This is a genomic window from Caballeronia glathei (genome assembly GCF_000698595.1).
GTDB classification, from domain to species: domain Bacteria; phylum Pseudomonadota; class Gammaproteobacteria; order Burkholderiales; family Burkholderiaceae; genus Caballeronia; species Caballeronia glathei.
In genome coordinates this window covers 1-26,715 of the sequence record NZ_JFHC01000088.1, presented here as the reverse complement: position 1 = coordinate 26,715, position 26,715 = coordinate 1, and the positions used below count along the sequence as shown (strand labels likewise).

At 64.9% G+C, this 26,715-nt stretch carries 28 protein-coding genes; 14 read left to right on the top strand and 14 right to left on the bottom strand.

What is annotated here, in order from left to right:
* The first annotated feature begins 169 nt into the window (after window positions 1–169).
* Complete coding sequence (locus tag BG61_RS33530; protein ID WP_035931919.1) at window positions 170–400, top strand: hypothetical protein; 231 nt, start codon at window positions 170–172, stop codon at window positions 398–400.
* Window positions 401–432: 32 nt separating this feature from the next.
* Here the strand turns inward: BG61_RS33530 and BG61_RS33525 are convergent, their stop codons facing one another.
* The 4 genes from BG61_RS33525 to BG61_RS33510 form a co-directional block, all read right to left on the bottom strand.
* Window positions 433–831, bottom strand: coding sequence for an ElaB/YgaM/YqjD family protein (locus tag BG61_RS33525; protein WP_035931929.1), 399 nt, complete (start codon window positions 829–831; stop codon window positions 433–435).
* A 49-nt stretch (window positions 832–880) separates the two neighbouring features.
* Complete coding sequence (locus BG61_RS33520) at window positions 881–1,294, bottom strand: hypothetical protein (RefSeq protein WP_035931943.1); 414 nt, start codon at window positions 1,292–1,294, stop codon at window positions 881–883.
* A 271-nt stretch (window positions 1,295–1,565) separates the two neighbouring features.
* A complete protein-coding gene (locus tag BG61_RS33515; protein ID WP_051672971.1) occupies window positions 1,566–1,841 on the bottom strand; it encodes a hypothetical protein in 276 nt (91 codons plus the stop codon).
* Between the two features lie 136 nt (window positions 1,842–1,977).
* A complete protein-coding gene (locus BG61_RS33510; RefSeq protein WP_035931956.1) occupies window positions 1,978–3,135 on the bottom strand; it encodes a pyridoxal phosphate-dependent aminotransferase in 1,158 nt (385 codons plus the stop codon).
* 128 nt (window positions 3,136–3,263) lie between these two features.
* On the opposite strand from BG61_RS33510, the gene BG61_RS33505 reads away from it, so the two are divergent.
* Complete coding sequence (locus tag BG61_RS33505; protein WP_035931968.1) at window positions 3,264–3,710, top strand: DUF3597 domain-containing protein; 447 nt, start codon at window positions 3,264–3,266, stop codon at window positions 3,708–3,710.
* Between the two features lie 76 nt (window positions 3,711–3,786).
* On the opposite strand, the gene BG61_RS33500 is transcribed toward BG61_RS33505, so the two are convergent.
* The gene (locus tag BG61_RS33500) at window positions 3,787–4,065 is read right to left on the bottom strand and encodes a hypothetical protein (protein WP_035931983.1); all 279 of its coding nucleotides are present in this window, start codon (window positions 4,063–4,065) and stop codon (window positions 3,787–3,789) included.
* A gap of 185 nt (window positions 4,066–4,250) precedes the next feature.
* Between BG61_RS33500 and BG61_RS33495 the strand changes: the two genes are divergently transcribed.
* Entirely contained in the window at window positions 4,251–4,901 is a 651-nt protein-coding gene (locus tag BG61_RS33495; protein ID WP_035931993.1) for a TetR/AcrR family transcriptional regulator, read from the top strand.
* A 351-nt stretch (window positions 4,902–5,252) separates the two neighbouring features.
* Window positions 5,253–6,659: an MFS transporter gene (locus BG61_RS33490; RefSeq protein WP_035932005.1), complete on the top strand. Its 1,407-nt coding sequence runs from the start codon at window positions 5,253–5,255 to the stop codon at window positions 6,657–6,659.
* Between the two features lie 84 nt (window positions 6,660–6,743).
* Here BG61_RS33490 and BG61_RS33485 read toward each other — a convergent pair whose 3' ends face one another.
* Complete coding sequence (locus BG61_RS33485; RefSeq protein WP_035932017.1) at window positions 6,744–8,369, bottom strand: D-alanyl-D-alanine carboxypeptidase/D-alanyl-D-alanine-endopeptidase; 1,626 nt, start codon at window positions 8,367–8,369, stop codon at window positions 6,744–6,746.
* A gap of 410 nt (window positions 8,370–8,779) precedes the next feature.
* On the opposite strand from BG61_RS33485, the gene BG61_RS43035 reads away from it, so the two are divergent.
* The 5 genes from BG61_RS43035 to BG61_RS33465 all read left to right on the top strand — a co-directional run bounded on the left by BG61_RS43035 (window position 8,780) and on the right by BG61_RS33465 (window position 13,876).
* Window positions 8,780–8,947 (top strand): hypothetical protein, encoded by a 168-nt coding sequence (locus tag BG61_RS43035; RefSeq protein WP_158447237.1) that lies wholly within the window; start codon window positions 8,780–8,782, stop codon window positions 8,945–8,947.
* A 236-nt stretch (window positions 8,948–9,183) separates the two neighbouring features.
* The gene (locus BG61_RS33480; protein WP_035932113.1) at window positions 9,184–10,692 is read left to right on the top strand and encodes an MDR family MFS transporter; all 1,509 of its coding nucleotides are present in this window, start codon (window positions 9,184–9,186) and stop codon (window positions 10,690–10,692) included.
* 122 nt (window positions 10,693–10,814) lie between these two features.
* The gene (locus tag BG61_RS33475; RefSeq protein WP_035932026.1) at window positions 10,815–11,216 is read left to right on the top strand and encodes a phasin family protein; all 402 of its coding nucleotides are present in this window, start codon (window positions 10,815–10,817) and stop codon (window positions 11,214–11,216) included.
* A gap of 45 nt (window positions 11,217–11,261) precedes the next feature.
* The gene (phaC, locus tag BG61_RS33470) at window positions 11,262–12,986 is read left to right on the top strand and encodes a class I poly(R)-hydroxyalkanoic acid synthase (RefSeq protein ID WP_051672970.1); all 1,725 of its coding nucleotides are present in this window, start codon (window positions 11,262–11,264) and stop codon (window positions 12,984–12,986) included.
* Window positions 12,987–13,045: 59 nt separating this feature from the next.
* On the top strand, window positions 13,046–13,876 hold the full coding sequence (locus BG61_RS33465) for an amidohydrolase family protein (RefSeq protein WP_035932034.1): 831 nt from the start codon (window positions 13,046–13,048) through the stop codon (window positions 13,874–13,876).
* A 26-nt stretch (window positions 13,877–13,902) separates the two neighbouring features.
* On the opposite strand, the gene BG61_RS33460 is transcribed toward BG61_RS33465, so the two are convergent.
* A complete protein-coding gene (locus BG61_RS33460) occupies window positions 13,903–15,093 on the bottom strand; it encodes a chromate transporter (protein ID WP_035932042.1) in 1,191 nt (396 codons plus the stop codon).
* A 497-nt stretch (window positions 15,094–15,590) separates the two neighbouring features.
* Between BG61_RS33460 and BG61_RS33455 the strand changes: the two genes are divergently transcribed.
* Window positions 15,591–17,159, top strand: coding sequence for a sensor domain-containing diguanylate cyclase (locus tag BG61_RS33455; protein WP_051672969.1), 1,569 nt, complete (start codon window positions 15,591–15,593; stop codon window positions 17,157–17,159).
* Between the two features lie 54 nt (window positions 17,160–17,213).
* On the opposite strand, the gene BG61_RS33450 is transcribed toward BG61_RS33455, so the two are convergent.
* Window positions 17,214–18,668, bottom strand: a complete 1,455-nt coding sequence (locus BG61_RS33450; RefSeq protein ID WP_035932144.1) for an amidase — start codon at window positions 18,666–18,668, stop codon at window positions 17,214–17,216.
* A 212-nt stretch (window positions 18,669–18,880) separates the two neighbouring features.
* Here BG61_RS33450 and BG61_RS43440 point away from each other — a divergent pair, with 212 nt between their 5' ends.
* Window positions 18,881–19,135 (top strand): hypothetical protein, encoded by a 255-nt coding sequence (locus BG61_RS43440; RefSeq protein ID WP_129572150.1) that lies wholly within the window; start codon window positions 18,881–18,883, stop codon window positions 19,133–19,135.
* A gap of 30 nt (window positions 19,136–19,165) precedes the next feature.
* Here BG61_RS43440 and BG61_RS33440 read toward each other — a convergent pair whose 3' ends face one another.
* Both BG61_RS33440 and BG61_RS33435 read right to left on the bottom strand, forming a co-directional pair.
* The gene (locus BG61_RS33440) at window positions 19,166–19,489 is read right to left on the bottom strand and encodes a hypothetical protein (RefSeq protein WP_035932154.1); all 324 of its coding nucleotides are present in this window, start codon (window positions 19,487–19,489) and stop codon (window positions 19,166–19,168) included.
* 289 nt (window positions 19,490–19,778) lie between these two features.
* Window positions 19,779–20,741, bottom strand: a complete 963-nt coding sequence (locus BG61_RS33435) for a TIGR03571 family LLM class oxidoreductase (protein WP_035932055.1) — start codon at window positions 20,739–20,741, stop codon at window positions 19,779–19,781.
* Between the two features lie 243 nt (window positions 20,742–20,984).
* On the opposite strand from BG61_RS33435, the gene BG61_RS33430 reads away from it, so the two are divergent.
* Both BG61_RS33430 and BG61_RS33425 read left to right on the top strand, forming a co-directional pair.
* On the top strand, window positions 20,985–21,260 hold the full coding sequence (locus tag BG61_RS33430) for a hypothetical protein (protein WP_035932061.1): 276 nt from the start codon (window positions 20,985–20,987) through the stop codon (window positions 21,258–21,260).
* Between the two features lie 33 nt (window positions 21,261–21,293).
* On the top strand, window positions 21,294–21,662 hold the full coding sequence (locus BG61_RS33425; RefSeq protein WP_370818069.1) for a superinfection immunity protein: 369 nt from the start codon (window positions 21,294–21,296) through the stop codon (window positions 21,660–21,662).
* A gap of 73 nt (window positions 21,663–21,735) precedes the next feature.
* Here BG61_RS33425 and BG61_RS33420 read toward each other — a convergent pair whose 3' ends face one another.
* Window positions 21,736–22,770 (bottom strand): LysR family transcriptional regulator, encoded by a 1,035-nt coding sequence (locus BG61_RS33420; protein ID WP_051672967.1) that lies wholly within the window; start codon window positions 22,768–22,770, stop codon window positions 21,736–21,738.
* 346 nt (window positions 22,771–23,116) lie between these two features.
* Window positions 23,117–23,437 carry a DUF4148 domain-containing protein gene (locus BG61_RS33415; RefSeq protein WP_035932070.1) on the bottom strand — a complete coding sequence of 107 codons (321 nt, stop codon included), beginning with the start codon at window positions 23,435–23,437 and terminating at the stop codon, window positions 23,117–23,119.
* Between the two features lie 331 nt (window positions 23,438–23,768).
* On the opposite strand from BG61_RS33415, the gene BG61_RS33410 reads away from it, so the two are divergent.
* On the top strand, window positions 23,769–24,017 hold the full coding sequence (locus tag BG61_RS33410) for a hypothetical protein (protein WP_232256166.1): 249 nt from the start codon (window positions 23,769–23,771) through the stop codon (window positions 24,015–24,017).
* A 36-nt stretch (window positions 24,018–24,053) separates the two neighbouring features.
* Here BG61_RS33410 and BG61_RS33405 read toward each other — a convergent pair whose 3' ends face one another.
* Entirely contained in the window at window positions 24,054–25,496 is a 1,443-nt protein-coding gene (locus BG61_RS33405) for an MFS transporter (protein ID WP_035932185.1), read from the bottom strand.
* A 267-nt stretch (window positions 25,497–25,763) separates the two neighbouring features.
* The gene (locus tag BG61_RS33395; protein ID WP_035932091.1) at window positions 25,764–26,492 is read right to left on the bottom strand and encodes a GntR family transcriptional regulator; all 729 of its coding nucleotides are present in this window, start codon (window positions 26,490–26,492) and stop codon (window positions 25,764–25,766) included.
* Window positions 26,493–26,715: the final 223 nt, after the last annotated feature.

Sequence of the window (26,715 nt, the reverse complement as noted above, 5' to 3'; positions counted from 1 at the left end):
GTGGACGACCCGCCTGCCGCTACCGTTTTTTACTTCCTGCCTGGCTCGATGCCAAGGCGTGCCGAGCGCTTGCAGGGCGTCCCGGCCGGCTCCCGAAACAGATCGTCACGGTTGAACATTAGAGCCCGTGCTCCTAAACAATGGGCGGGCGTTCGCCGATAACACGGCAATGAAATACGACAACGAACATCCGCTCAGCCCGGAAGACCCGCTCTACCACGAGGCAACCGCGCTGGGCATGAGCCTCGTCGCCATCCGCAAGGCGTGCGACAAGCCGAACCCGAGCTTCTACGCGATCGGCTCGCCGGAGTGGCTCGCCGCGACAGATGATTTCGCCCGCGACATCCTTCGCGTGCTGGGCGTCGATATCGGTCCTTCGGAAGCGTTCGAGGACGCCTGAAGTGAAGAGGTCCTCTGGCAGCGCCGGTTGCCCTAGCGCGCCGCCAGCATGCCGACGATGATCCCGGTAAGCGCTGCAAACGCGACTGCCTTCCAGGGATTCTCGTGGACGAAATCGTCGGTGGTGTCGGAGGCGATGCGGTATTGCTGGCGCAACGCTTCCTGCGCGTCCGATAGCTTTCCCTTTACGACGGTCAGCCGGTAAGGCTTGCCTCCGTGCGACGCTTGTGCGTCCTCTGCATCCCCTGCCGACGTGTTCGGGTCCGCGGTGTCGGAACCTGTCCCGCCTGCCGGTACGCCGGTCGCGGATATGCGCGGCTTCGGGCGCTGGGCTCCGCCGGCGTTCGCGGCATTCGTGGCGTTCGTAGCGTTCGGGCCTTCGCCTTTGCCGCCGGATGCGGCGGGGCTTTCGGAAGTGGAGTCGTCCACCATTTTTCGACCTCTAGGTTTGGAAGCGGCGCAAAACCGCAGCGCCGGGGACTCAGGCGGCGGCCCTGGCCTCGTCGACGTCCACGGCGCCCAGCCGCGACAACACCTCGCAGATCATCGCGAGCTCGGCCTCGTCCTTCGCGCAGACGGTGACCGCGAGCAGGGAGTCGGAATCGACCGCGTCGGGGTCTTGCGCGAACGGAACGGGGCGCGCCAGATCCGCAGCCTCGAACAGGTGATCGTGGAAATCGACGACGCCCAGATGCTCGCCGTGTCCGGCATATTCGGCGCTGCGCCAGTCGGACCAGGCACCTGGCTCGTCGGCGGCATCGTGGAGAAATTCGCCTGTCCGGCTGGCGACGGTGGAAAGATGAACCCGATCCCGTGACACACCCTCGGCATAGAGTTCTTCGAGAGCTTCATCGAGTTTGGCGGAACTGTGAAACGAACCTATTACCTTGCGCATCCTTCCTCTCCACGGCACAACCGACATTCCATTCACGCGACATCGCGGTGGTCCATCCTACCGCTGAAAGGACCGCCAATCGCATTCCTAAGGGTAATTTCGGAGGCCCGCTGCGCGGGCCCATCCGGGCGTGCGAGGGAGCGCCGCTGGCGCGGTGCATTTGCCTGCCGACCGCTTGCTGACCGCTTGCCGCCCGGTTGTCGATCGCCTGCCTTTCGCATGGGCGCGCGCGAGCCGCGGCCACGGACGGCCCGGCCCGCTTTTTCGGCGCTTACGCATGATTGCTGGAAACGCGGGGATGCGGCGCGACGGCCGACGAATAGACGATGCTCGGACCGACGCCCCATGGCGGGTAGATCCGCCAGTCGCCGGCGCCGTGATGAAAGAAATACAGCGAGTAGAACCCGGACAGCAACGGCGCGCGCACGCACACATAGCGGCTGCCGCCCGGATAGATGCGGCCAAAGCGCGAGACGCGCGCCTTGCCGCCCGCGCAGAACCACCTTTCGACCTCGCAGCGCAAGGGAGAATCAAGGCGTTTCGTCATCAGCGCACCTCGTACCGCGACTCGCACGCCGGCTCGACGGGCGCTGCGACATATCTATAATTCACTTTAAGATTACCCCTCAACTCGCAGATTCGCAACGATTTTCAGGGGTCATATTGTCTGAACGTTGAGGCGGTCAGAGATGCCAGGCGGTACGCACGCGAGCGCGGATATCCGCCAGCCGCGACACCGGTTCGTTGGCGAACACGAAGCGCAGGTAGCGCGCGGCGTCCGGCCCCCAGCCGGTCATCGGCGTCGCCGCCACTTCGCCCTTCGCGAGCAGCATGCGCGATGCTTCCGGCGCCGGGATGCCGAGCTGCTCGGTGTCGATCAGCATCGACCATCCGCCGTCGGGACGGATCGCCGGGAGATCGTCGAGCGCGCGCAGGAGGAAATCGCGGCGCGCCTGCCATTGACCGACCGCCGCCGCGACGCCGTCGTCCGCGCAGGTGAGAGCCGCCGTCGCGCCCGGCATGCCGATGCCGACCTGGCACACCACGTTGGACAGGCTCGTCAGCCGGACGTCGGCCATGATGGGCGCCGGGCCGACGATCCAGCCCACGCGCCATCCGATCATCCTGAATTCCTTGGAGACGGAGCCGACGGTGATCGTGCGCTCCCGCATGCCCGCGAGCGACGCCGGATGGATGACCCGGCGGCCGTCGAACAGGATGCGCTCCATGGCGGCGTCATAGACGAGCCATGCGTCCGGGCGCACGTAATGCGCCGCGATGGCCGCCCATTCCGCTTCGGTCGCAACGAACCCGCTCGGCATCGACGGCGACATGACGAGCAGCGCGCGCGTGCGCGGCCCGATGGCGCGCGCGAGGCTCTCGAGGTCGAGCCGCCAGCCGTCGGCGCCCGGGATCAGCCGCGCGAACACCGGCACGCCGCCCGCGAGTCTCACGCGGTTGATGAGCCCGGCGTAGGTGGGATCGGTCAGCACGACCTCGTCGCCGGGCTCGAGTATCGACAGCAGCACGTTGAGAATGCCCGCCAGGCCGCCCGCCGATACGATGCATTCGCTCTCGGGATCGTACTCGGTGCCCGCCGACTGCTTCATCCGCGCGACCACCGCCCGGCGCAGCGCGGCCTGTCCGGTGAACGGGAGATAGCTGTTCGCGGTGTCGTCGTCGACGGCCTCGTGGGTGCGGCGGATGGCTTCGGGCGGGGGCCGCAGGTCGGTGTCGAGATTCTCGAGGCGAAGGATGTTCGGATTCTTCGACGCGTCCGCCGCATCGCCCATCCTGTCGACACCGATGCCGGGAATGTTTCGCAAACGGGAGACTGTCATCGCGCGCTCCTCGATCTGGTCAACGCAGGCGAGGTCGCGGAGCTGCGCAGCCTTTCAGGCCGCCCCGCGCGGGAACGAACGTTGCGCCCTATGCGCCTGCCCCATCGACCTTTCTCAGGAGACAAAGCATGAGCATCTTCACGAACATTCTCAACAAGATCTTCCCGCCCGATCATCCCGCCAATGCCGGCTCCGGCGCGACGGCGGGTGCGGCGACGCCGCAGCAGCCGAGCCCGGCGACAGCCAAGGCCGCGCCCGGCGGCGCGTCGACGGCCGCGTCTGCGGGCGCCGTCCAGCCGCCCGTCACGCCGATGCCGGTGGTGGACGTCGAAGCGGTGCTCGCCGGCATGCAGTCGAAGCACACGGAGCCGCTGAACTGGCGCACGTCCATCGTCGATCTGCTCAAGCTGCTCGGGCTCGACAGCAGTCTCTCCGCGCGCAAGGAACTCGCGGCGGAGCTGCACTACGGCGGAAATCCCGACGATTCCGCTGCGATGAACGTCTGGCTGCACAAGCAGGTCATGCAGAAGCTCGCGCAAAACGGCGGCAAGGTGCCCGACGACCTGAAGGATTGACCCGGCGCGCGGCGGCGCACGATGTCACGCCGCTGCCGTCTCCGGCGGAAGGCCACGCCGCCCGCCGGGCAGTGACCTACTTGACGATATCGCCATCGGCCGATTGCGACGCGTCCGGCTGCGGTCCGGACGTGAGCAGCGTTGCCGGAAGCTGCCGCATCTCCTCTTTCGAGACGGCGCCGACGAACTTCCAGCCCGAGGGCATCTTGACATAGGTGAAGCCGGTCGGCGGATCGACGAAGACGGAAAAGGTCTTCGCCGCCGGCGTGGCGACGGTGCTGATCGTCTGCGCGGACGAAAGGACGGGAGCGGCGAGCAGCAGCGCTGCGGCAAGTGCGGATATCGATGATTTCATGTTGCGTTTCCTTGAATTGCGATTGGCGGGGCCGAGCGGGTTGCGCCTTTGCACGCATCCAGAGCGCCGGACCATTTATGTAACGACTGGCACACATATTAGGACATATGGCTGGCTCATGTCCAGTATTTTTGTTATGATCGATACAGAAATATGGATGAGGCCCGCGGGGCAAGGAGGAAGGCATGTCGTCAGTCGATCACGAAGCCGTGCGCAGGCCGCGCGGAAGGCCGCGGTCGTTCGACCGCGAGGCGGCGTTGAGACGCGCGATGGAAGTGTTCTGGGACAAGGGTTTCGACAACTGTTCGATGAGCGACCTCGTCGCGGCGATGGGGATCAATTCGCCGAGCCTGTACGCGGCGTTCGGCAGCAAGGAAGACCTGTTTCGCGAGGCAATGGACCTGTATATCGGCGCGGAAGGCGGGGCTCCGCTTCGTGCGCTCGCCGCGCACCGCTCGTGCCGCGACGCGCTGCAGGCGATGCTCGGAAGCACGGTCGAACTGTTCACGCAGCCCGACGTGTCGAGGGGCTGCATGCTGTTCCTCGGCGCGATGAACATCGGCGCGCAGCATCACGAACTGGGTGTGCATCTGCACGAGCGCCGCCGCAAGGTCGCCGACATGATCGCGGAGAAACTGTCGGAAGGCGTGAGGGACGGTGAACTCGCGCCCGACACCGACGTCGGGAAACTGGCCGAACTGTGCGTGACCGTGTTCGCGGGGCTCTCGATTCAGGCGCAGGACGGCGTCTCGCGCGCGACGCTCTCCGGCGTGATCGACCAGTTCGTTTCGACGCTCCCTTTCCGCGCCGTGCACGCGGAAAACCTGGCGCGGTAAATCTGACGCGGTAACTGACAAGGGCCCGCGCCGCGGCCTGACCGCATCCCGCCTGCACGTCCCCGGTCGAAGGCCGCCGCACCCGCCGCCGCGTTCGATTCGCGCGATCTGTTCCTCAATCCGCCGCGTTATCGCGCGAACGCCATCGGATGTCCGCCCGAAGCGCGCGCGAAGCGGGACGTTCACTTTTGGCGAACGGAACCTTCCAAAAAAGCAAATTCCCCGTTGGGCGAGCCAAGTGCACTCTTGCACGACGGGCACACTGCCCGGCTTCGCGCGCTTCGGCGGCAGGCGCACAGCAAGAAGGCGCAGCCGGGCGGATCTGGATACGCACAAACATTGGAGACAGGATTGGCTATCGTCAATTCAGGCGCCCGGCTCGACCGGCTCCCCATCACCTCGTTCCACTGGAAGATTCTCGGCCTCATCGGCGCCGGCGCCTTCCTCGACGCCTTCGACATCTACCTCGCGAACGGCGCGCTCGCCGCGATGGTCAAGAGCGGCTTCACCGACCTGCGGATCGGCTCGTTCTTCATCTCGGCCACCTTTCTCGGCATGATGATCGGCGCCGGGCTGTCGGGCTACCTGGGCGACCGCTTCGGCCGGCGTTATTCCTACCAGGCGAATCTGGCGATCTTCGGCCTGGCGTCGATCGCCGCCTGCTTCGCGCCCAACATCTACTGGCTGATCGTGCTGCGCTTCGTGATGGGCGTCGGGCTCGGGGCGGAACTCGTCGTCGCGGCCGGCACGCTGAGCGAGTTCGTGCCGCCCGCGACGCGCGGCCGCTGGATCTCGCTGCTCGCACTCATCATCAACTCCGGGCTCCTCGGCGCGACGGCGATCGGCTACTGGGTCATTCCGCATCTCGGCTGGCGCTACATGTTCGCGATCGCGGGCGTCGGCGCGATCATCGTGTGGGTGCTTCGCCATCGCATGCCCGAGTCGCCGCGCTGGCTCGAAACAGTCGGCCGGCTGGAGGAAGCCGAGGCGACGGTGTCGGCGATCGAGCGCGAGGTCGAAGCGCGCGCCGGCAAGCTGCCGCCCGTGGCGCACGTCTTCAATCACGAGGCGCCGCACACGCCGATCTCCGCGCTCTTCGAGCGGGGGATGATCGGCCGCACGCTGGTCGCCGCGCTCACGTGCATGGCGATCAACATGTCGCTGTACGGATTCGTCGCGTGGCTGCCGACGTTCTTCGTGAAGGAAGGGCTGACGATCGTCCAGTCGCTCGGCTTCGTGCTGCTGATGTCGTTCGGCGCGCCTGCGGGGGCGATCGTCGGATACTTCATCGCGGACCGCATGGGGCGGCGCAACGGGCTCGTCGCGTTCTCCGTCCTGACGGTCGCGCTCGGCTACCTCTACGTTCACATGCGCGATCCCGCGGCGATCTCGGTGGTCGGCTTCGCGCTCGTCACCGCGATCTACACGGTCTGCACGCTGGGCCTCTTCGGCTACATTCCCGAGCTTTTCCCGACGACGCACCGGCTGCGCGGCACCGGCATCGCGGGCACGTGCGGACGGGCGGCGTCGATGTCGACGCCTTACGTGGCGATCGTCCTCTACACGCATTTCGGCGTGACCGGCGTGGTGTCGATGGTAAGCGCGGTGCTCCTTCTGATGAGCGTCGCGATCCTCGCGCTCAGGATCGAAACGAGCCAGCAGACGCTCGAGGCCATTTCGCCCGATATCGGCGCGAACGGCGAGAGCGGTGCAGCCAGGGACCGTGCGCTGGGCGCGCTGCCGCACCGGTCGTCCTGAGGCGGCCTGCAACCGCTGTGAGGCGGGCATCTTCCGGTCGGACCGGAGATGCCCGCCGCGATGTTCGCCTATGTCCGCCGATACCTACTGAACCTTCCAGAGAATCGCGGCGATCGTCCCCTCATCCTGGAAGACGGCGAGCACGTCGTTGATCGAGGAGATCGGCACGTTGTTCACCGCGAGCATGAAGACGAGCTGGCGGCCGCTGCGCGCGTTCATGTAGCCGGCAAGCGCCTGGCCCTTCAGCGTGAGCGGCGGCCCCGACACGTAGGTGCCGGTCTTCGCGTGCACCTGTCCCTTCGCGCCGGCGAGCGTCGGATCGGCCTCGAAGTCGGTCACGAACGAGAGCGAGCCGTCGACGCCGAGAATCGGCAGCGCGTCGAAGTACGCCGTGTAGGCGGTTCTTCGGGTCATGCCCGCGAGCAGCGTGGTGATCGACCGGCCGGTGGCGGTGGTTTCGCCTCCGCCGCTGCCGTCGATGAAATGCAGGTCGGACGGGGCGATCTTGAACTGCGTGGAAAGCACGTTCTGCTCCGCGGCGAGCGCGCCGGCAACCGTCGTCGAGCCGTTCGCCGCGAGCCCGAACAGCATCAGGCTCGTGTCCGCCCCGATGTTGTAACTCACCTTCTGGATCAGCTTCGCGTAATCGCCGTACGGTTGCGACGTCAGCTGCGCGAGGCGCGCGGACGCCGCATAGGAGCCCTGCGCCGGCAGCGCCTGCACAGGGTTCGGCTTCACGGGGGCGGCCGCCACTTCGACGCCCGCGCGCCCGAGCGCCTCGATGAACACGGTACGCGCATAGTTCGAAGGCTCGGAGATCCTGAACGTGCGGATCAGCGGATACTGGTTCGTCAGCGGCGGAACGAACCCGGCCGGCAGGTTGCCCGAGACGCTGCCCGTGCAGCCCGGCGCGCCGATGCAGGCGGGCGGCTCGGGCGTCAGGTCGATGTCGAGCTCGGAGCCCTGGGCGCCGGTCAAAAGCGTGGACTGCACGGTGAAAGCCGCTGATTTCGGCCGCCAGTCGACCGATGCGGCGCCGCCCGAGCTGCCCGGATTGATGACGACATCGACGGTGTCGTCGTTCACGAAGATCGGGCGCACGTCGAACTCGCCGCGAAAATTGAACGGCTGGAACAGGCGATCGTCGATCACCACGTCGCCCGTGACCTTCTTCACGCCCGCTGCGGCGACCTGCGCGGCGAGCGCGTCGTAGCCCGCGAGCGGGTCCGGCGCGGAGAGGAGGGCGTTGCCGAGCGCGTTCGCCTCGTTGTGGTCGAAGTTGGTGATGGCAAGCGACCCGTCAGGTTTGGTGCGCCCGCCCATCGTGAGGTCGCCGCTCGCGACGAGAATCAGGTCGCCCTGGAGCGTGCCGGCCGCGTCCACCGCGCCCTGCCTGTAGACCGGCGTGACGAAGCGGTGCTGCGGGCCCAGCTGGTCGAGCGCCATGCCGACCGAAAAGAGCTTGCGCACGGATGCGATCAGCGTCGGCCGCGTCGAGTTCATGTCGTAGATGGTGCGGCCGCTTCCGAGGTCGACGACATGCAGCGACCAGACGGCATCCTTATAGACAGACTTTTGCATCACACGCGATATCTCGGCCGGCACCGGTTCCGTGGCCGCGTCGGAATCGGAGTCGCCGCATGCCGCGAGCGGAACCAGGGCCAACGCGAGGCACAGCTGTCTGAACCGATTCGTCGGATGCAAGGCCATGGCGTCACTCCATCTTTGTGCGGGTTGCGGCGGGCAGGGCAGGGCGAGACGATGCGATCTTGCGGGACCGGATGCAACGAGGCTGGATGGATGCGGTCGCCGGGATCGCCTGGGCATCGCGCGGATGCGTCAGCGATTGAATTAAATGGCATAAAGCGCCGTTTGTCAGCATCGAATGTGACATCGCCCGGCAAAACGAGTCACACACGCATCCCGGATGCGTCGCGCGCGCCACGGAACGGGCATCGGCATGCAAACCCTTTTTGACGGCGCGGAACATATGGTACCGTCGCAGCGTCTACTTCGAGCCGGGCTGCGAGGCGTACAGGTGTAGAGGCGTGCCGCGCCGCAAGCCGTATCCGTCTGCGGACAGCCGATGACCCCGCACACCCCTGACCGATGGAGGGCATATGAATCTGGTCGACATCATCGGGACGATTGTCGTCGTCGCGGTGGTCGCGCTCTCGCTGCTGGCGGTAATGGACGTGCTCTTCGCCACGCCCCATAAGAAGAAGGCAGGAGAGAAGGACGCCGAAGCCGGGCAGCCGGGCGCGCGTCATATCTGGTCGCGCAAGTGAACTGAGTCTCAACGCACGAGCCTGTACGGCGCCGTGCGATCCCGCCGCGCGGCTTCCCGCGCGCCGCCGCTTCGCCCCGTCTGCGTGACGGCGGTTTTCGCATTGTGCAATCGCGTCTTCAATCGGGCTGTCGTCCGGCAGCACTTTCCGCAAAGCCTTATCATTCCGCGGCGCGCCATGCGTGCGACCGCTCCGGTCCGACGCGCGCGCAAAACTCACTGCACCGCCAGAACAACATGAACAGCAGCCCCACCCCGGACAACCCGACGACGTCGCGCGCACCCGTCATAGCGGCCGTGATGGCCTCGATGGCGATGGTCGCCATCGAGGCCACCATCGTCTCCACGGCGATGCCGCAGATCGTGGCGCAGATCGGCGACATTCACCTCTACAGCTGGGTCTTTTCCTCGTTCCTGCTCGGCCAGACCGCGATGACGGTCATCTTCGGCAAGCTCGCGGACCTGTACGGGCGCAAGCCGATCGTGCTGTGCGGCATCGCCATATTTCTCGTCGGGTCGGTGCTGGCGGGCTTCGCCTGGACGATGCCCGCGATGATCGTCTTCCGGCTGGTGCAGGGCATCGGCGCGGGGGCGATCCAGCCGGTGACGCTCACGATCGTCGCGGACCTGTACCCTGCGCGCGAACGCGGCAAGGTGCAGGGCTATCTCGCGAGCGTATGGGCGATTTCCGCCGTGCTCGGCCCGATGGCCGGGGGACTCATCATCCGCGAGCTGTCGTGGGCCTGGATCTTCTGGCTGAACGTGCCGATCGGACTCGCGTCGGCGGCGGGCTTCATCGTCTATCTGCGCGAATCGCCGCGCAACGCCCGGCCTTCCATCGACGTCGCGGGCGCGCTCCTGTTCGCGGCGGCGATCGCGTCGCTGATGATGGCGCTCACCTACGCGGGCACGTCGGAGCACGACAAGGCGATGGCCTCGGTCGCCGCGTTCGGCGTGTTCACGGTGCTCTTCGTGATGCAGGAACGGCGAGCCGCCGAGCCGATGATCTCGTTCGCGCTCTGGGCGAGACGGCCGATCGCGGCATCGAACGCGGCCACCCTGCTGTCCGGCATGATCCTGATGGGCGCGACCACCTTCCTGCCGATGTACGTGCAGGGCGTGCTTGCGCGTTCCCCTGTGGTCGCGGGCCTCGCCCTGACGATGATCATGCTCGGATGGCCGACGGGCGCCACGCTCGCGGCGCGCAATTTCCACCGTGTGGGGCTGCGGCCCATTTTCATCGCGGGCAGCATGTTCGTGCCGCTCGGCGTGCTCTTCTTCGTGCTGCTCACGCCCCACGGTTCGCCCGTCACCGCCGCCGTCGGCTCGCTGGTGACGGGCTTCGGCATGGGGCTCGCAAGCGTGAGTTCGCTCGTGCTGATCCAGGAAATCGTCGATGTCGATCAGCGGGGCAGCGCGACGGCGTCGAATCTCTTCTCGCGAAACCTCGGCAGCACGCTCGGGGCGACGATGTTCGGCGCGGCGCTCAACTATGGCCTGAGCCATTCCTCGCTCGGCGCGGCCATCACCTCGGAGCAGCTTCGGCAGCTTCTCGACGCCCGGCATATCGAGGCGCTGAGCGAGCCCGTCGTGCGGCTGGTGCTTCACGCGTCACTGCATCTCACGTTCTGCGCGATGCTCGTGATCGCGGGCTGCATCGTCGTGTTCGCGCTGCTCGTGCCGCCGGTCACGCTCGGGCGGGGCCGCGAAATCGCGGTCAAGGACCTTTCGCCGATGCAGGAATGACATTCGACGAGACACGGACATATTAGCCGGTTACGATCTCGGGACCGGCGGGCGTTGCGACGACCGTCCGGCATGAGTGTTGCTCAACGTCGTATCCCACGCGAACGAACCAGGAGACAGTCATGGCTGAACAAACCAATCCCTTCGCCGATCTGACGAAAATGCTCGAACAATTCAAGGTGCCGGGCGTCGACATGTCCTCCATCGTCGAGTCGCGCAGGAAGGACATCGAGGCGATCGTCGAGGCGAACAAGACCGCCTACGAATCCATGCAGGCGCTCGCGCGCAAGCAGACCGAGATGTTCACCCAGGCGATGCAGGATATTCAGGAAGCGGCGAAGTCGGGCATCGCCGATCCGGGCAAGCAGGCCGACGTGGCGCGCAGCGCATGCGTGAAGGCGCTCGAAGACATGAAGGATCTGGCGGAAATCGCACGCAAGTCGCAGGCGGACGCGATGGCCAGCATCACGCAGCGCGCGAACGAACACGTCGACGAGATCAAGAAGATGCTGCAGCGCAAATAGCAGCGCGGCGAGCAGCGTTTCTTCGATCAGATTCCGGGAGGCAGCATGACCGCGCCGTTCAACATGCCGGACGAGTTCGTCCGGGGATTCTTCAAGTCGGGACAGACACTGCTGCAGGCCTATACGGGCGCAGCGGACACCGCGCCCGAGGATGCCGCGAAACCGCTGCCCGGGCTCGCGCTCGCGCAGGCGCAGGCCCACTACTGGCAGCAGCAGATGGCGCTTTACATGGGCATGATGGCGAGCGCCACGGCCGGCAAGGCCGCGGCGACCGTCGAGCCCGAGCGCGGCGATCGACGGTTCAACGCCCAGATCTGGAACGAGAACCCGTGGTTCAGCCTGCTGAAGCAGACGTATCTGCTCAATTCGCGTCTGCTGCACGACATGGTCGAGGCGGCCGCGGTCGGAGCCAAGGAAAAGCACAAGCTGCGTTTTTTCGCGCGACAGTTCATCGATTCGATGAGTCCGGCCAACTTCGCCGCCACCAACCCCGAGGCGATGACGGCCGCGATCGAAACGCAGGGTGAAAGCATGCGCACGGGTTTTGCGAACCTGCTGGAAGACCTGAAGCGCGGGCGCATTTCCATCACCGACGAAAGCGCCTTCGAAGTGGGCCGCAACGTGGCCGTGTCGAAGGGCACGGTGGTCTTCGAGAACGAACTGTTCCAGCTGATCCAGTACGCGCCGCTCACGGCTCAGGTTGCAGAGCGGCCGCTCGTGATCGTGCCGCCGTGCATCAACAAGTTCTACATCCTCGATCTGCAGCCGGAAAACTCGTTCGTGCGCTTCGCATGCGAACAGGGGCAGACGGTGTTCCTCGTCTCGTGGCGCAACCCGGACGCGGATCTCGGCCACATCACGTGGGACGAATACATCGAAAGCGGCGCGATCAAGGCGCTCGAAGTCGGCCGCGCGATCAGCGGCGCCGACAAGGTCAACGCGGTCGGATGGTGCGTGGGCGGCACGATTTTGTCGTCGGCGATCGCGGTGCTGCGTGCGCGCGGCGAAGAATCGGTCGCGAGCCTGACGCTGCTTACCACCATGCTCGACTTCAGCGACCCGGGCGATCTCGGCGTGTTCATCGACGAGCAGGGCGTGTCACAGCGCGAGCAGACCATCGGGCGCGGCGGCATCTATTCGGGCGGCGAACTGGGCTTCGTCTTTCAGACGCTGCGCGCCAACGACCTCATCTGGCCGTATGTAGTGAACAATTACCTCAAGGGTGGCTCGCCGCAGGCGTTCGACCTGCTCTACTGGAATGCGGACGGCACCAATCTGCCCGGGCCGATGTACGCCTGGTACCTGCGCAACATGTATCTCGAGAACAACCTGTGCAAGCCGGGGCGGCTCTCGATGTGCGGCACGCCGGTGGACATCGGGCGCATCGACATGCCGAGCTACATATTCGGCACGCAGGAGGACCACATCGTGCCGTGGAAGGGCGCGTATCGCTCGACGCGGCTGGTCGGCGGCGAAACGCAGTTCGTGCTCGGCGCGAGCGGGCATATCGCCGGCGTGATCAATCCGGCGTCGAAGAACAAGCGCAGCTACTGGGCCGATGGCGAACCGGGCGACGATCCGGAAGGCTGGCTCGCGACAGCGAAGTCCCACTCCGGCAGCTGGTGGACGCACTGGATCGAGTGGCTTCGGCCTCACGCGGGCAAGGAGGTCGCTGCCCCCAAGCGCGCGGGCAATGCGAAGTTCAAGCCGATCGAGCCCGCGCCCGGGCGCTATGTGGCAAAGCACCCGCCCGAGGTCATGAGCGCCTGACGATCACCGCGTTGGCCATCGCTCATTGCTGAAGGCCTCAATCAATGACAGACCCAGTGATGCACCTCTACGACGAAGACAAGATCGACTGCCACAACCATATCTTCGACCCCGCTCGCTTCCCTTATCGCGAGGACACGGTGTATCGCCCCTCGGCGCAGGAAATCGGCACCGCGAGCCAGTTCGCACGCGTCATGGACGCCTGCGGGGTGCGTCACGCGCTGCTGGTCGGGCCCACCAGCGGCTATCGGACCGACAATCGCTGCATGCTCGACGCCATCGAACACGGCGCGGGGCGTTTCAAGGGCATCGCCGTCGTGGACAACGACGTGAGCCGTGCGGAACTGATGCGTCTGAAGGGCGCCGGCGTCGTGGGCGTGGCGTTCAATCCGGCGATGGAAGGTGTCGCGGCCATGGCCGATGCCGATGCCCTCTTCGACATGCTCGCCGACCTCGACCTGTTCGCGCAGATTCAGGTCACGGGCAACCAGCTGCCCGAACTGATGCCGCTCCTCGCGCGAACGCGCACGCGTCTTCTGATCGATCATTGCGGGCGGCCGGACGTCGCGGCCGGGCTGAATCAGCCCGGCTTTCAGGCGCTGCTGCGCCTCGCCGACGGCGGACGCACCGTCGTCAAATTGTCGGGGATGCAGAAGTTTTCACAACAGGAGCATCCGTACGAGGACGCGCAGGTCTACGTGCTGGAACTCGTGCGCACGTTCGGGCCGCACGCGTGCGTGTGGGGTTCGGACTGGCCGTTTCTGCGCTCTCCGGTGCGGCTCGACTACGCACCGTTGATGACGTTGTTCGCCGACATGGTTCCGGACGCCGCGGCGCGCCGGCGCATTCTCTGGGATACGCCGCGCCGCCTGTTCGGCTTCGGCGCCTGAGTCCCGCACGCGCGGCGCGGGTCGGCTCATCTCAATGCGAAGCCCATCGCGCAGGCGATCGCGACAGCGCCATAGACCGCATACACCGGCAGCTTGAGCCTCGCGAGGCACATGCAGCCGAAGGCGGCTGTCAGCAGGTACATCGGCTCGAACGGAATGCGCAGCACGATGCGCAGCACGGCGATCGCGAGAAACGCGGTCGTGGCCGCGCGCAGCAGCCGCATGCCGTGCTCGAAACGCGGATACGCCCTGAGCGCGGCGAGATGCCGTTGCGCGAAGATGACGAAGCATCCCGACGGCACGAAGAGCGCCGCCGTTGCGATCAATGCGCCGGCCCATCCGTCGATCAGATAGCCGAGGAAGGGAATGACGTTGAGCAGCGGGCCCGGCGAGATCGGCGACAGTGCGAAGGCGAGCGTGAAGTCGCTGTCGGTGAGGCCCGTGGCCGGACTCACGAACAGTGTCTTCAGGACCGGCAGCGCCGAAAAGCCGCCCCCGAACAGCGTGAGGCCCGCGCCCGCGAGGCGCGGCCACAGCAGCGTGAGTTCCCATTGTTGCGGCATCGGCAGCGCGAAGATGAGCAGCAGGACTGCCAGTCCGACGGGCAGCCGCCAGTCGCCGCGATGCATCGAAATCCTGACCTCCGGTTCCTGCTGCGGGCTCGACAGCCAGCCGACGGCAAACGTGCCGCCGAGCACGAGCACGTACGCCGCGGGACTGTGCGCGAATGCGAGCGCCACGCATGCGAACGCGGCGGCGGCCCACTCCAGCTTGCCGCGCAGGATCGCACGCGTCTGCTTGTACCACGTGATGCCGATCAGCACCGCGAGCACGACGCTGAAGTGATTGATCAGCGTCTGCGACGTGACCGCATGCACGAGCGGCGTGCGGTAGAAGATCGCGAAACCCGTCATCAGCAGGAAAAACGGCAGCACGCTTGCCACGCCCGCGATCCACGCGCCGGCGCGCCCCCGCAGCGCATGTCCGAGCTGCACGGCGACGTTGCAGCCCACCGGCCCGGGCACCATCCACGCAAGCGCCATCAGGTCCGCGAAGGCGATCGGCGAAAGGCGCTGCTCGCGCTCCACGTAGTGCCGCTCCAGTTGAGCCATCAGCGCGAGTCCGCCCCAGGACAGCGATGACAACCCGAACACGACCCAGAACAGCAAGTGCAAGGACTCCCGTTGGCTACAACGCGTGACATCGATACTCGTCATGGTTCTTTTGTCGTATGTGCGAATCGCAGGCCTGGCCTGAAGGCATGACGCGCGGTACGCACTGTCTTCGTTCACCGGAGAAGGCGCGTGGCGCGGCTGCCTCGTTGCTATCAGCGGACTTCGGGGCAGTATGTTTTAAGGACGCGTTACAGGAGGTTCGATAATCTTCCTGATCGCCGCGGCTTACAAGTCAGACAAACGATAACCGTTCCCCGCATTGATGAGCGCATGCAATTTCATTGGGAATTAACGAATGTTCGTACTTAACCGTCGTATCCAGCCGACAGGCAATTCCTGCGCGAAATCGATACCGTGTTTCATATCCTGTCGAGGGATATATCCTAACCCGCTGATTTCAATCGCATAGCAAAACATCAGAACTAAGCGGCCAGGCGCGTCATATTGGATACAACCCTCATTCATCATTCTTTTTTCATGGCGCTGCAACACGTTGTTAAATAAAATCCGCCTGACTACGCCTGGAAAAATGCATAACGATGAGATTGAACGAGTGGTTTATTCGACAGGGCGCGAGATTCAGAAGCGGTGAAACTGCTTCGCTGCATGGCATCGTGTATGGCGGCGCCCTGATAGCGTTCGTCATGGTCGGACTCTGCGCGATCGTGCTCTATCAGAGCCGCACGGACGCGCTCGAACGCACGCGCGAAACGTCGCGCAATGTCGCGCTCGTCGCGGAACGGGATATCGTTCGCAATTTCGAACTTTATGATCTCTCGCTGCAGGCAGTCGTCGAAGGGCTCAGGCAGCAGGAGGTCATGAATCTCCCCGGGCACTTGAGGCGCGATGTTCTTTTCGATCGCGCGGCGACCGCGAAATATCTGGAATCGCTTCTCGTGCTCGATGCGGCGGGTAATATCGTCATTGATTCAAATAGCGAAACGCCGCGAAAGGCCAATTTCTCCGCTCACCGGTTTTTCACCATCCAGCGTGAAGATGCGAATGCAGGTCTTTACATCAGCGATCCGTTCCGCTTTCCGTTGGGCAAGGGCGTCACGAGCATTGCATTGAGCCGGCGCATTTCGAATCCCGACGGCTCGTTTGCGGGCATCGCGGTGATTGCGGTGAATCTGCATTATTTCCGCGATCTGCTTGCCGGCCTCTCGCTGGGTGCCCACGGTTCGGCATCCGTGATCAGCCGTGACGGCATCATGATCATGCGGCAGCCGTACGACGTGCGCATCATCGGGCGCGACATCAAGAAGGCGAGCACGTACCGGCGCTTCATCACGGAAACGGAGGGCAGCTTCGCGGACACGGCGTCCATCGACAACGTGCGCCGCCTCTACACCTTCAAGAACCTGCCGCACCTGCCGATGATCATGATGGTCGCGGTCGCCGAGCAGGACATCTACGCGGCATGGCGGCAGCGCGCGCTCACCATCGGTTCGCTCATGGTCGTATTGGCGCTGGGCTTCGTCGCGCTCTCCGCGGTGCTCAGCAACCAGTTGCGCCGCCGCATGCGCGCGGAATCGGAACTGCAACTGCTTGCGAGAACCGACGGTTTGACCGGCCTGAACAACCGCCGCACGTTCGGCGAGATTCTCGAACTCGAGTGGCGGCGGGCGAGGCGCGCGCGCAATGTGTTCTCGCTGCTCTTCGTGGATATCGACCGCTTCAAGGCCTACAACGACACGTATGGCCATCAGGCGGGCGACGAGGCGCTCGCCGCCGTGGCGAGATGCATCGGCGAGAGCATCCGGCGCCCCGGCGACACCGCGGCGCGCTATGGCGGCGAGGAGTTCGTCGTGCTGTTGCCGAACACGCCCTCGTCCGGTGCGTCGTTCATTGCCGAGAAGATCCGGTCCGCGATCTGCAATCTCTCCATCCAGCACGCGGGCAGCGAGTATGGTCTCGTGACGGCGAGCATCGGCACGGCGAGCTGGGACCCCGCGTCCGGCAACGATGTGACGGACCTGATGAAGGCCGCCGACGAAGCGCTGTATCACGCGAAGGCGATGGGCCGCAACATCGTGTCGCCGGCCGGCTGTCCCGCCGCCGCGGCCCGTCCTTACGCGCGGCGGCATGCGGCCGGCGCCGCGCATTGATACGCCTGCACCGCAGCCCGATCGGGCTGGCGTCACACGACGGTCCCCGCGGAATCAGCCGAGCAGAGGACTTCGCACGCGCGAATAGCCGCTGGCCTGGTCGTAGGCGAAACCGATCTGCAGCACGTCCAGATCTGCCTGCACCGGACCGAGGATCTGGATGCCTGCGGGCAGACCCTCCGGACCGAATCCCGCGGGCGCGCAGAGCGCGGGCAGACCGGCCATCGTGGCGGGCACCACGGCCTGCATCCACCGGTGGTAGGTGTCCATCGCGCGCTCGCCAATCGTGTGCGGCCAGTCGATGTCCGCGTCGAACGGGAACACCTGCGCGGCCGGCATGACCAGGAAGTCGAAGCGCTCAAAGAGGCCGCGGATCGACTGATACCACGCCGAGCGCTCCTGCGCCGCGCGATAGACGTCCTGCCCGGAGAGCCGCAAGCCGCGCTCGATTTCCCACACCGCCTCAGGCTTGAGCAGCGCGCGCGTCGTCTCGTCGCGGTAAAGGGCCGCGTTGCCGCCCGCGAACGTGAAGCTGCGCAGGTCCAGCCACGCGTTCCACAGCCGCTCCGCATCGAAGTCGATGCGTGCCGCTTCGACCTTGCAGCCCACGGCCTCGAAGTGCTTCAGCGTCGACGCGCAGGTGTCGAGAACGCCGCGCTGCATCGGCAGGTGGCCATCCAGGTCGCCGAGCCAGCCGATGCGAGCGCCGCGAAAATCACGCGCGAGCGGCGCGGCGAAATCGGCCGGCCGATCGCCGCGTCGGGACAGAGGCAGTCGCGCATCGAAGCCCGCCTGCACGGACAGCAGCAGCGCGAGATCCGCGACGTTGCGCGCCATCGGGCCCGCGACGCTGAACTGCTGGAAAAACACTTCCTCGCCCGGGCCGTGCGGCACGCAGCCGGGAGAGGTGCGCAGGCCGAAGACGTTGTTGAACGCAGCGGGCGTGCGCAGCGAACCCATCATGTCCGACCCGTCGGCAACCGGCAGCATGCCGAGCGCCACCGCGACAGCTGCGCCGCCGCTGCTGCCCCCGGCCGAGCGCGACGGATCGAATGCGTTGCGTGTCGTGCCGTAGACCGGGTTGTACGTGTGACCGCCGAGCCCGAACTCGGGCGAGTTCGTGCGACCGAGGAAGATCGCGCCGCCCCGGCGCATGCGTTCGTAGACGACCGCGTCGGCGGTTGTAATCTGGTTTGCGAAGATGGGCGAACCCTTGGTCGTCACCATGCCCGCGACGGGCAGGATGTCCTTCGGCGCCTGAGGAAAGCCATGAAGCGGCCCGAGACTCTCGCCGCGCGCCATCTGCGCATCCCGCTCGGCGGCGAGCCGCTCGAGCGCGTCGCGTTCCTGGAGCGCCACGATCGCATTGACGAGAGGATTCATGCGCTCGATCTGCGCGAGATACGCTTGCATGACTTCGACGCAGGAGACTTGCCGCGAATGGATGGCTGCGGAGAGGGCGAGTGCGTCGAGTTCAACAATGGCGGACTGCGGAGAGGGTGACGTCATCGGTTCCGGGGGCGCACGCGCGCGGTTCGACTGAAAGGCAAAAGAGTACACGCCGCGCGATGATCGCGCACGCGGCGCGCTCATCGCGATTGAACCGCAAGAATCGGAGTGCCGGAACCGATGCGGTTCCGTAGCTTGCACAATCGAAGGTATGTGTGTTGATGAAGCGCGTCGAAACAGTACGAGGGGCCAACAACGTGAGAAGCGCGGCGATGATTCTTTTCCGTGGCATGGCGGCCTGCGTCCTCTTCATTGCCGCCCGTGCACCATGCGTGTCTGCGGCGCAGACGAATCCGGCTGCGGCCCAGGAAAGCCATGTCTCCGATGCCGCTGCTCAGGCGCCCAAGACACTGAAGGAGCGTCTGGGCGACAAGGCGAGCGACGATCAGCGCGTGAACAACTGCAAGGTGCCGTCGGGGCAGCGCGGCTCCAGGGTGCGTCCAGAGGGATGCCCGCTCCAGCCTTAGCGCAGCGATCCTCGACGACGATTCACATGCTCAGAGCCCGACGAGTACCGGGTTCAATTCGATGTAGAGCATCACGAGCCACTTCTTCGGGCAGTCGCTGCGGATGCGCGGCATGGGATGAGATGCATCCGTCCCCATGACGAGCTTCTTCTCGTTCGCGTAGCGATATGCGCGGCGCGCGTCCGCCTCCAGCCAGAAGCCGATCATCAGCGACGAGGCGATCCCGAATACCGACACGACGCGCGGCGCGACATTCGGATCGATCGCATGACAGGCGTACGAAAAGATCGCGGTAAGAATCTGGTTGCACAGTATGACCAAGGCGACGAGCTTGACCATCCCTCTGATGCGCATCGTAGTTCTGAGTACCATCTTGCTGGACGTGCCGGGTTGAATTGTCCGCCCGGGCGCTCTGTCTTGCCTTGCTGGCGCGACCAAGCGTCAGACGCTCGCGCCAGTTTGATCGTTGCCGCGCAAAAATGGTGTATAAACTGCGCGCCGTCTTGAGTGCGGATTCCGTCTCGCGTCAGTGGAACGAGTGCCTTGCATCCTTGGGCGCCAGCGCTGGAATCGGCGTCTGGCCAGGAGGCTTGCGACTGGCTTCGGTGCACCAACAGCGAGCCGTTGCGCGGGAGTTCATTCGTCACCGTGAATGGAACCGCGGCAGGACTTCCGCCGCGACTTCCTGGATGACTTCCCGCACGGGACGTACCGACGTCAGATTCAGGCTCACGTGGTGCGTGCCGCGTTCGCGCATCGCCTGCAGCAATTCCGCAAACGCATGCCGGCCGCTCCGGTAGCCGAGCGGAATCTCCTTCGCCGGCTCATGCGGATCATCGCTGAGGTCCACGCGCATCGCGATGCCGAACGCGCGGAACTCGCGTGAAGGCAGGCGCTCCACCGCCGCGCGCCAGAGACCGTGCCTGGCTCGCTGAGCCTCCGGTTCCCGATGGTAGGTCATCCATCCGATCGCGTTCCTCGCGATCCAGTCGACGCTCTGGCCTCCCGAACCGACCGCGAGCAACGGAATCGGTGCCGGCTCGCGAGGCAGGAGGAAGAAGTCGGGTGCATCGGGTGGAGCATGGTCTGGAATGATGCGCGGCGCCGGCCCCAGTGCCGCGGCGACCGTCTCCCAGTGGCGACGGTACAGGTCGCGGCGCTCAGCGGCATCCTTGCCGAATGCGGCGTATTCGGCGGGGCGGTCGCCGGAGCCGAGACCGAGGATGAAGCGCGCGCCACTGAGCGTACTCACCGACACGGCGCCCTTCGCGATATGCAGCGGATGACGCAACGTGAGAACGATTGCACCGCTCACGAGCGCGATCTGTTTCGTGCTGGCCGCGAGCGCGCCGAGAAAGACCCACGGATCGAGATGCCCGACCGGGTCCGGATAGTCGGCATTGTTCAAAGGCACGTCGCGTATCCAGAGCGCACGATATCCGAGCGCGTCCGCGAGCTTCGCGACGCTCAGTTGCTCATCGGAATTCGCAATGGCATTGCCCGCCTCGAGCAACGGAAGCGTCAGGCCGACGGAGAGCTCGCCTTCGCGGAAAACGCTGTGTTCGATTCGCATGCTATCGACGCGATAGTCCTTTGCGGTGCGCATGGTTTTCCTCATCGTATGAGGTCGATGCTATCACCGGCTTTCGATTCGTTCATTGGTGCCGGAACCGAACGAAAGCACTTCGCATTGCTTCTGGAATTGTTCGTCAATCGGCAACTGTGATTTCGGCCTGCGAGCATAGAAATTCGGCGCACGCGTCATACACTACATTTCAATCAACACCGCGAAGCATCGATCAGGTTCATTGCGACGCGGATCGAAATCGAATCGGGTCGGAGCGTCATCATGAAAAGCAAACTTCTTGCGGCGTTGCTCGTCGCAGTCTCGGCAGCCGTTGCAGCACCGGCATTCGCGAGCGGCTACGGCCCCGCGCCTTTCTATCGTCCGGGTGACGGCGCGCCTGCGTCGCAGCGCGGCCAGAGCGCGCAGACGCTCGCGGTCGAGCGCAATCAGTCCGCCGGCGAAACGCAGAGCGCCTATGGCGGCGTAAGCGATCAGTCGACCCAGAGCGGCAGCCGTCAAGTGGCCTCGTCATCGGGCAGCATCTACGCGCATCACTAATCATTTCAGGAAAGGGGCGGGCGCATCGCATGTATGACGAAACGCCTGCCCTGTGGTGTCGACGAGAGGTCGGCAAGGGGCATTGCAATGCTGAAAGTTCTGGAAGCAGTAGCTTATCTGGGTGCGTTCATTCTCTACCTGACGCCGGCGATCATCGCGGACATGCGGGCGCGTGAAGACGCATTCGCGCTTACGATCGTGAATGTGCTGCTGGGGTGGACCATCGTCGGCTGGTTCGCTGCGCTCGTATGGGCCCGTCACCCTGTCAGCGAAAAGCGCTTGTCGAATGTTGCGAGGAGAACGAGGCGCGCCATCGCGCGGGTGACCATCGACGCGATCGTGGCCCGCGCCGGACACCGGGGATTGCGTTCGCGCCGAGGGGTCAGGAAGCAGGCGGGTTGACGCGCGAAGCGTCAAACCTGCACGCGTAAAGCGAAGGCAAATGAGGAACGACGCGTGAATGCTCCAGCAGCATTCACGCGTTTTCGCATGTGGTCAGGCAAGAAGCGGAATCGTGTCCGACGGCACGTCCCGCGACGGGGATAGGGTGTTCTTCGTCGATCACGACGGGAGCGGTTCCGACGGGTGAGCCGGACCATGCATCGACGCGTGCTTCGCGGCGGAAAAACTCCACGCAGAAGTCGACGAAAATGCGGCTGCGCGCCGCGAGATGGCTCCGGTGCAGATAGAACAGCGCAAGATCGACACTCGCTTCCTCGAGCGGATACTGGTCCAGTACGCGAATCAGGCTGCCGTCGGCAAGCTCTGCCGCGACAGCGCTTTCAGGCAGCAATGCAATGCCGAGCCCCGAAAGCGCCGATGCGCGGATCACAAGACCGTTTCCCGTAATCGAAGGATCGAATGGCACCTCGATCGTGTTCGTGCCTTCGCGCATATGCAGTTTCGCGGGCCCGCGCGTTTCGGATTCGATCGCCTTGAGCAGCGTGTGGGACGCGAGGTCGCGGGGACTGTGCGGCACGCCGCGCCGTCGCAAATAAGCAGGCGTCGCAACGAGCGCGAGCCCGGCGCTCGCGAGCGGACGGCTGATCGCCGACACGTCGCCGACGAGTTCAGGCTGAAGGATGCCGATGTCGTAGCGGCCGTCGAGGAAGTTCGTCGAGCGGTCGCTGACTGTGAAGTCCACGCGAACATGCGGCGCGCGTTCGTGATAGCCGGCGATCAGCCGCGGAAGCGTGGAAGAGACGACCACCGGGTCCACCACGAGCCGCAGCGTGCCTGTCGCCACGAGCGAATCCTGCATGATGTCGCGATGCGCCACCTCGATCTGCTCGAGGATGCGTGAACACGCCGAGAAGTATTCGCGCGCAGCATCGGTGAGTTCGACGCGACGCGTCGTACGATGCAGAAGGCGCACCCTCAGGCGTTCCTCCAGTTCGACGATTGCGCGCGAGAGGGCCGAGCGCGGCATGCCGAGCACATCGGCAGCGCGCGTGAAGCTCTGCAATTTGCCCACCGTGACGAAGACGCGCAACGTTGTGAGCTGGTCCATGTTTTCGTTTCCGTTCAATAAACCGGATCGCGTGCCAGCTCATTGAAGCATGCATGCCATCCGTGCCGAGAATCGAAATGCCGCGAGATATCGGCGAAAGCCTTCGACGGGATATCTTTACGGCGTCCACGGAGAGAGACTAGCCTCGCATGTCTGCGCGCGCCATTATGCGAAAGGATGGGTACAGCATCCTTTCAGTGGCCTATTGCGGTGCTGCAACGGACATTCGTTGCGATGATCCCCGCTTGCGTCGCGTATGCGCTGAACTTCGATCTGCCGGTACCGTAAAAAAGGCTCGACGCGCTAACGTCGAGCCTTTCGTTTTCACCATCTTGCGAGCGGACCATTACGGGCGGTTGTAATCGACCGGATTCACATTCGAGACCGGGCGAACAAAGTGGCTGCCCGATGCGGAACGACTGTCCGTCGATGCACCGTAGCCCGATGCCGCGGCCGCATTTTGCGCGTTCACGCGCCGTTGCGCAGCCTGAAGGTTTTCCGGGTAGTCCACCTGATCGCTTGCCGGATCGTAGCCTGCCTTCTCGAGCTGAATCAGTTCAGCCTTCACTTGAGCACGCGTGACCGGACCATTGTTCTGTGCATTGGCAAGGGCCGGAAAAGCCAAAGCAGACGCGAGAACCACTGCGGGGATGATTGCCTTGAACATGATGAACCTCCATATCTTGATTTGAGAGGACGTCGCTGGCGGGTTTGCTTCCGTTCCGTTTGCTTCGTCGTTGGAAAGAAGTCTAGGCGCATGTGTTATAGGTAGAAACCCTCATCCGAAGAAATGATAATTGTCGGCGCGGCAATAGTGGGGACGATAGGCGAGGCCGATCGCGGCGATAGAGGCGGGCACCGCGCGATGTGCCGAAGCCGCAGCGCGCGCCGTTTCCGCAATCGACGCCCATAACGGAACGCACCGGGGGCGGCCGAACCGATGCAACGGACGCCGACTCATCCGTCGTTCAACACGCTCGTCAAAGAAGGAAATGCCGATGCGTTCATCGCCCGGATCGAGGAATGGAGGCCTGAGGTCATCTATTCCACCGAACAAGGCAGAAAAGCGTGACGCGGTGCTCGTCGTCGATATCGCTCAGCCGGCAGACCTGCCGTCGATTGCGGGACCGTGGTCGCTGATGTCCAACGCGGAATGCGAGTTCCGGCTTGCGATGAGGCCCGAACACCTGCAGCAAGCCGGGCTCGACGCGCTTGGCGCGAAGTGGACGCAGCGCCGGGCGCGATGAAAGAGCGGCGCGCGGAGCCTCGCCGCCAACATCGGTTCAGTTCAATCCGGCCCCTGCCTGGACCGCTGCTGGCCGATGATGCCTGTTGTGGTAAGCGATCGCGCTGACGAGCAGGACCGACATCAGGCAGAACTCCGCCGCCAGTCCGGCGAGGGCTGCATCGAGATACTGCCCGTAGTGGCGCAGCGTCTGCGCGAACACGACGCCGAGCAGCGCCGAGCCGAGCCCGAAGGACGCCTGCTGCACGGTGCTCAGCATGGCACTGCCGGCGCCCGCCTGATCCGCGGGCACGTCGCTCAGGCCGATGCGGAAGAATGAGCCGACGATGAAGGCCTGACCGAAGCCGATGATGACCGTGGCGGGCACGAGGTTCAGGATGCCGGGATGCGGCCACACTCTGTCGAGTGTCACGACGAGGGCCAGCAGCCCGCTCATCTGGATGGCGCAGCCGAGGATCAGGACCTGGCTGCGCCCGAAACGCAGGACGCTTCGCGCACTCAGGAGCGAGCCGGCGAAATACGCGACGCCCATCGCGACAAACGCGTTGCCCGAATTGAGCGGCGACAGGCCTGCGCCGGCCTGAAGCGTCAGCGCAACCACGAACATGAAGCCGCTCCACGACGAGAAGAACAGGAACGCGATCAGAAGACCGAAGCGCACGCTCGGCAGGCGCATGAGCGTTGGCGGCAGGAGCGGGAACGCGCCCCGCAGTTCCTGGCGCAGCTCGGTCTTCCACAGCAGCACGACCATCGGAATCGCGACGAAGAGGGGCACGACGGTGGGCCACGACCAGTGCAGCGAAGGGCCCATCGACAGCGGCAGCAGAACGCAGGCAATGATGATCGTGAGCAGCAGCGTGCCTGGCCGGTCGATGCTGACCGCGCGTTCGCGGCGTGTTTCGGGTATCCAGCGGCCCGCGCATGCGAGGATCGCGGCGCACACCGGCAGGTTCACGAGGAACACGCTGCGCCACCCCATGCCGGCGATGTCCGCCGAAACGAGAAACCCGCCCAGCACCTGTCCGATGATGAACGCGAGCCCGCCGATAGCCCCGTAAAAGCCGATGGCGCGTGAGTGTTCATGTCCCGTCAGGCTGACGTGGATGGTGGCGAGAATCTGCGGAACCAGCAGCGCGGCGGCGGCGCCTTGCAGCCCCCGGGCGACGAGCAGGAACCACATCGAGCTGGCGATGCCGCACAGGAGCGACGCGACGCCGAACAGCAGCACGCCGATCTTGAAGACGCGCAGGCGGCCATAGTTGTCGCCGAGCCGCCCGCCCATCGCGAGGCATACCGCGAAGGCCACGCCGTAGACGGCGACCATCAGTTCGAGTTCGGTCGCGCTGGCGTGCAGCGAGTGGGCGATGGCGTCGAGCGCGACGTTGACGATGGAGAAATCGATTTGCGGGAGCAACTGTCCTGCGAGCAGGACGCCGAGGCCGACGTGGCTGAGTGTGGGACGGGAGTTCGATGTAGTCACGAGAAACCTTTGCGCGGAATAAGGCTCGCCTGTGCGGCGCCGTGACATGATGATTGATTTAAGTATTTCCTGCACAATCGACCGGCCGGTCGCGGTCGTAAGCATCGTGAAAGCGGTGTGCGCGACTCCGCAAAGGCTTTATGCGTTTCCGTACGATATGGCCGTTGAAAGCCCTCTGAAGGCTATGGCCTCATGCCCGCAAGACGACGGACGCGCGCGAAGGTTCGACGCCGCGCGTCACGCCATCGGGCATGACGTTTCGTGATGCTAGTCGTCGAGCACGTCGCAATGCGCTTCGACGAACGCGGCGAGATCGAGGGAATGGCGGCGGACGATTCTCTCCGCCAGATCGGCGTCGCGGCGCTCGAGCGCGTCGATGATGTTCTCGTGATCGGCGATCGAACGCGACGCGCGGTCGCTTTGCGAAATCGTGAACCTGCGGATCGCGCGCACGTGAGGGAAGACGTTGGAGAGCGTCTGCGAAATCATCGCCGACTTCGACAGCTGCACGACAGCCTGGTGAAAGGCGATGTTCGCATCGGAATAGTCGTCGATGTCTTCGGCGGGCGGGCGGCCGTGGAAGCCTTCGAACATCGTGCGCAGCGATGCGATCTCCTCGTCGGTCGCGCGCTCGGCCGCGAGACGCGCCGCCATGCTTTCGAGCGCAGCCCACAGGTTGATCATCTCGACGATCTCGCCGCGCGTCTTGCGCACGATGTAGACGCCGCGCCGCGGCACCGTGCGCAAAAACCCCTCCTGTTCCAGCAGGGTGATCGCCTCGCGTACAGGCGTGCGGCTCACGCCGAGCGCCATCGTCAGCTTCTTTTCGTCGAGACGGATTTCGTGCGACGTGCCATAGATGTCCGCATCGGCGATAGCCTGGCGCAGCCGCAGATAGGCCTGCTTTCGCAGCGGCGAACTCGGGTCGATCGGCTCGAGCTTGCTGGCGATGTCGAGGCCGGCAACTTCCGCGCGTTCATCGTAAATCTCTGCCATGTTGTGTACCTGTCGGGAGATCGGTTGACCCATTCGCACCGCATCTGCCCGCGGGCCGCGCGGGCGCGACGTCATGCCTCGCGCCCGCTGCGGCCTTTAGCGGCCGGATGACGATGCCGGGCTGGCTGCGGGCAGTGCATCGAAGCGTGAGTTTTCATACGCGACGGCGGCGTTGCTGATCCAGCGCTTGCGCATTGGTGCGAGCACGAACTTGGCGGAGAGC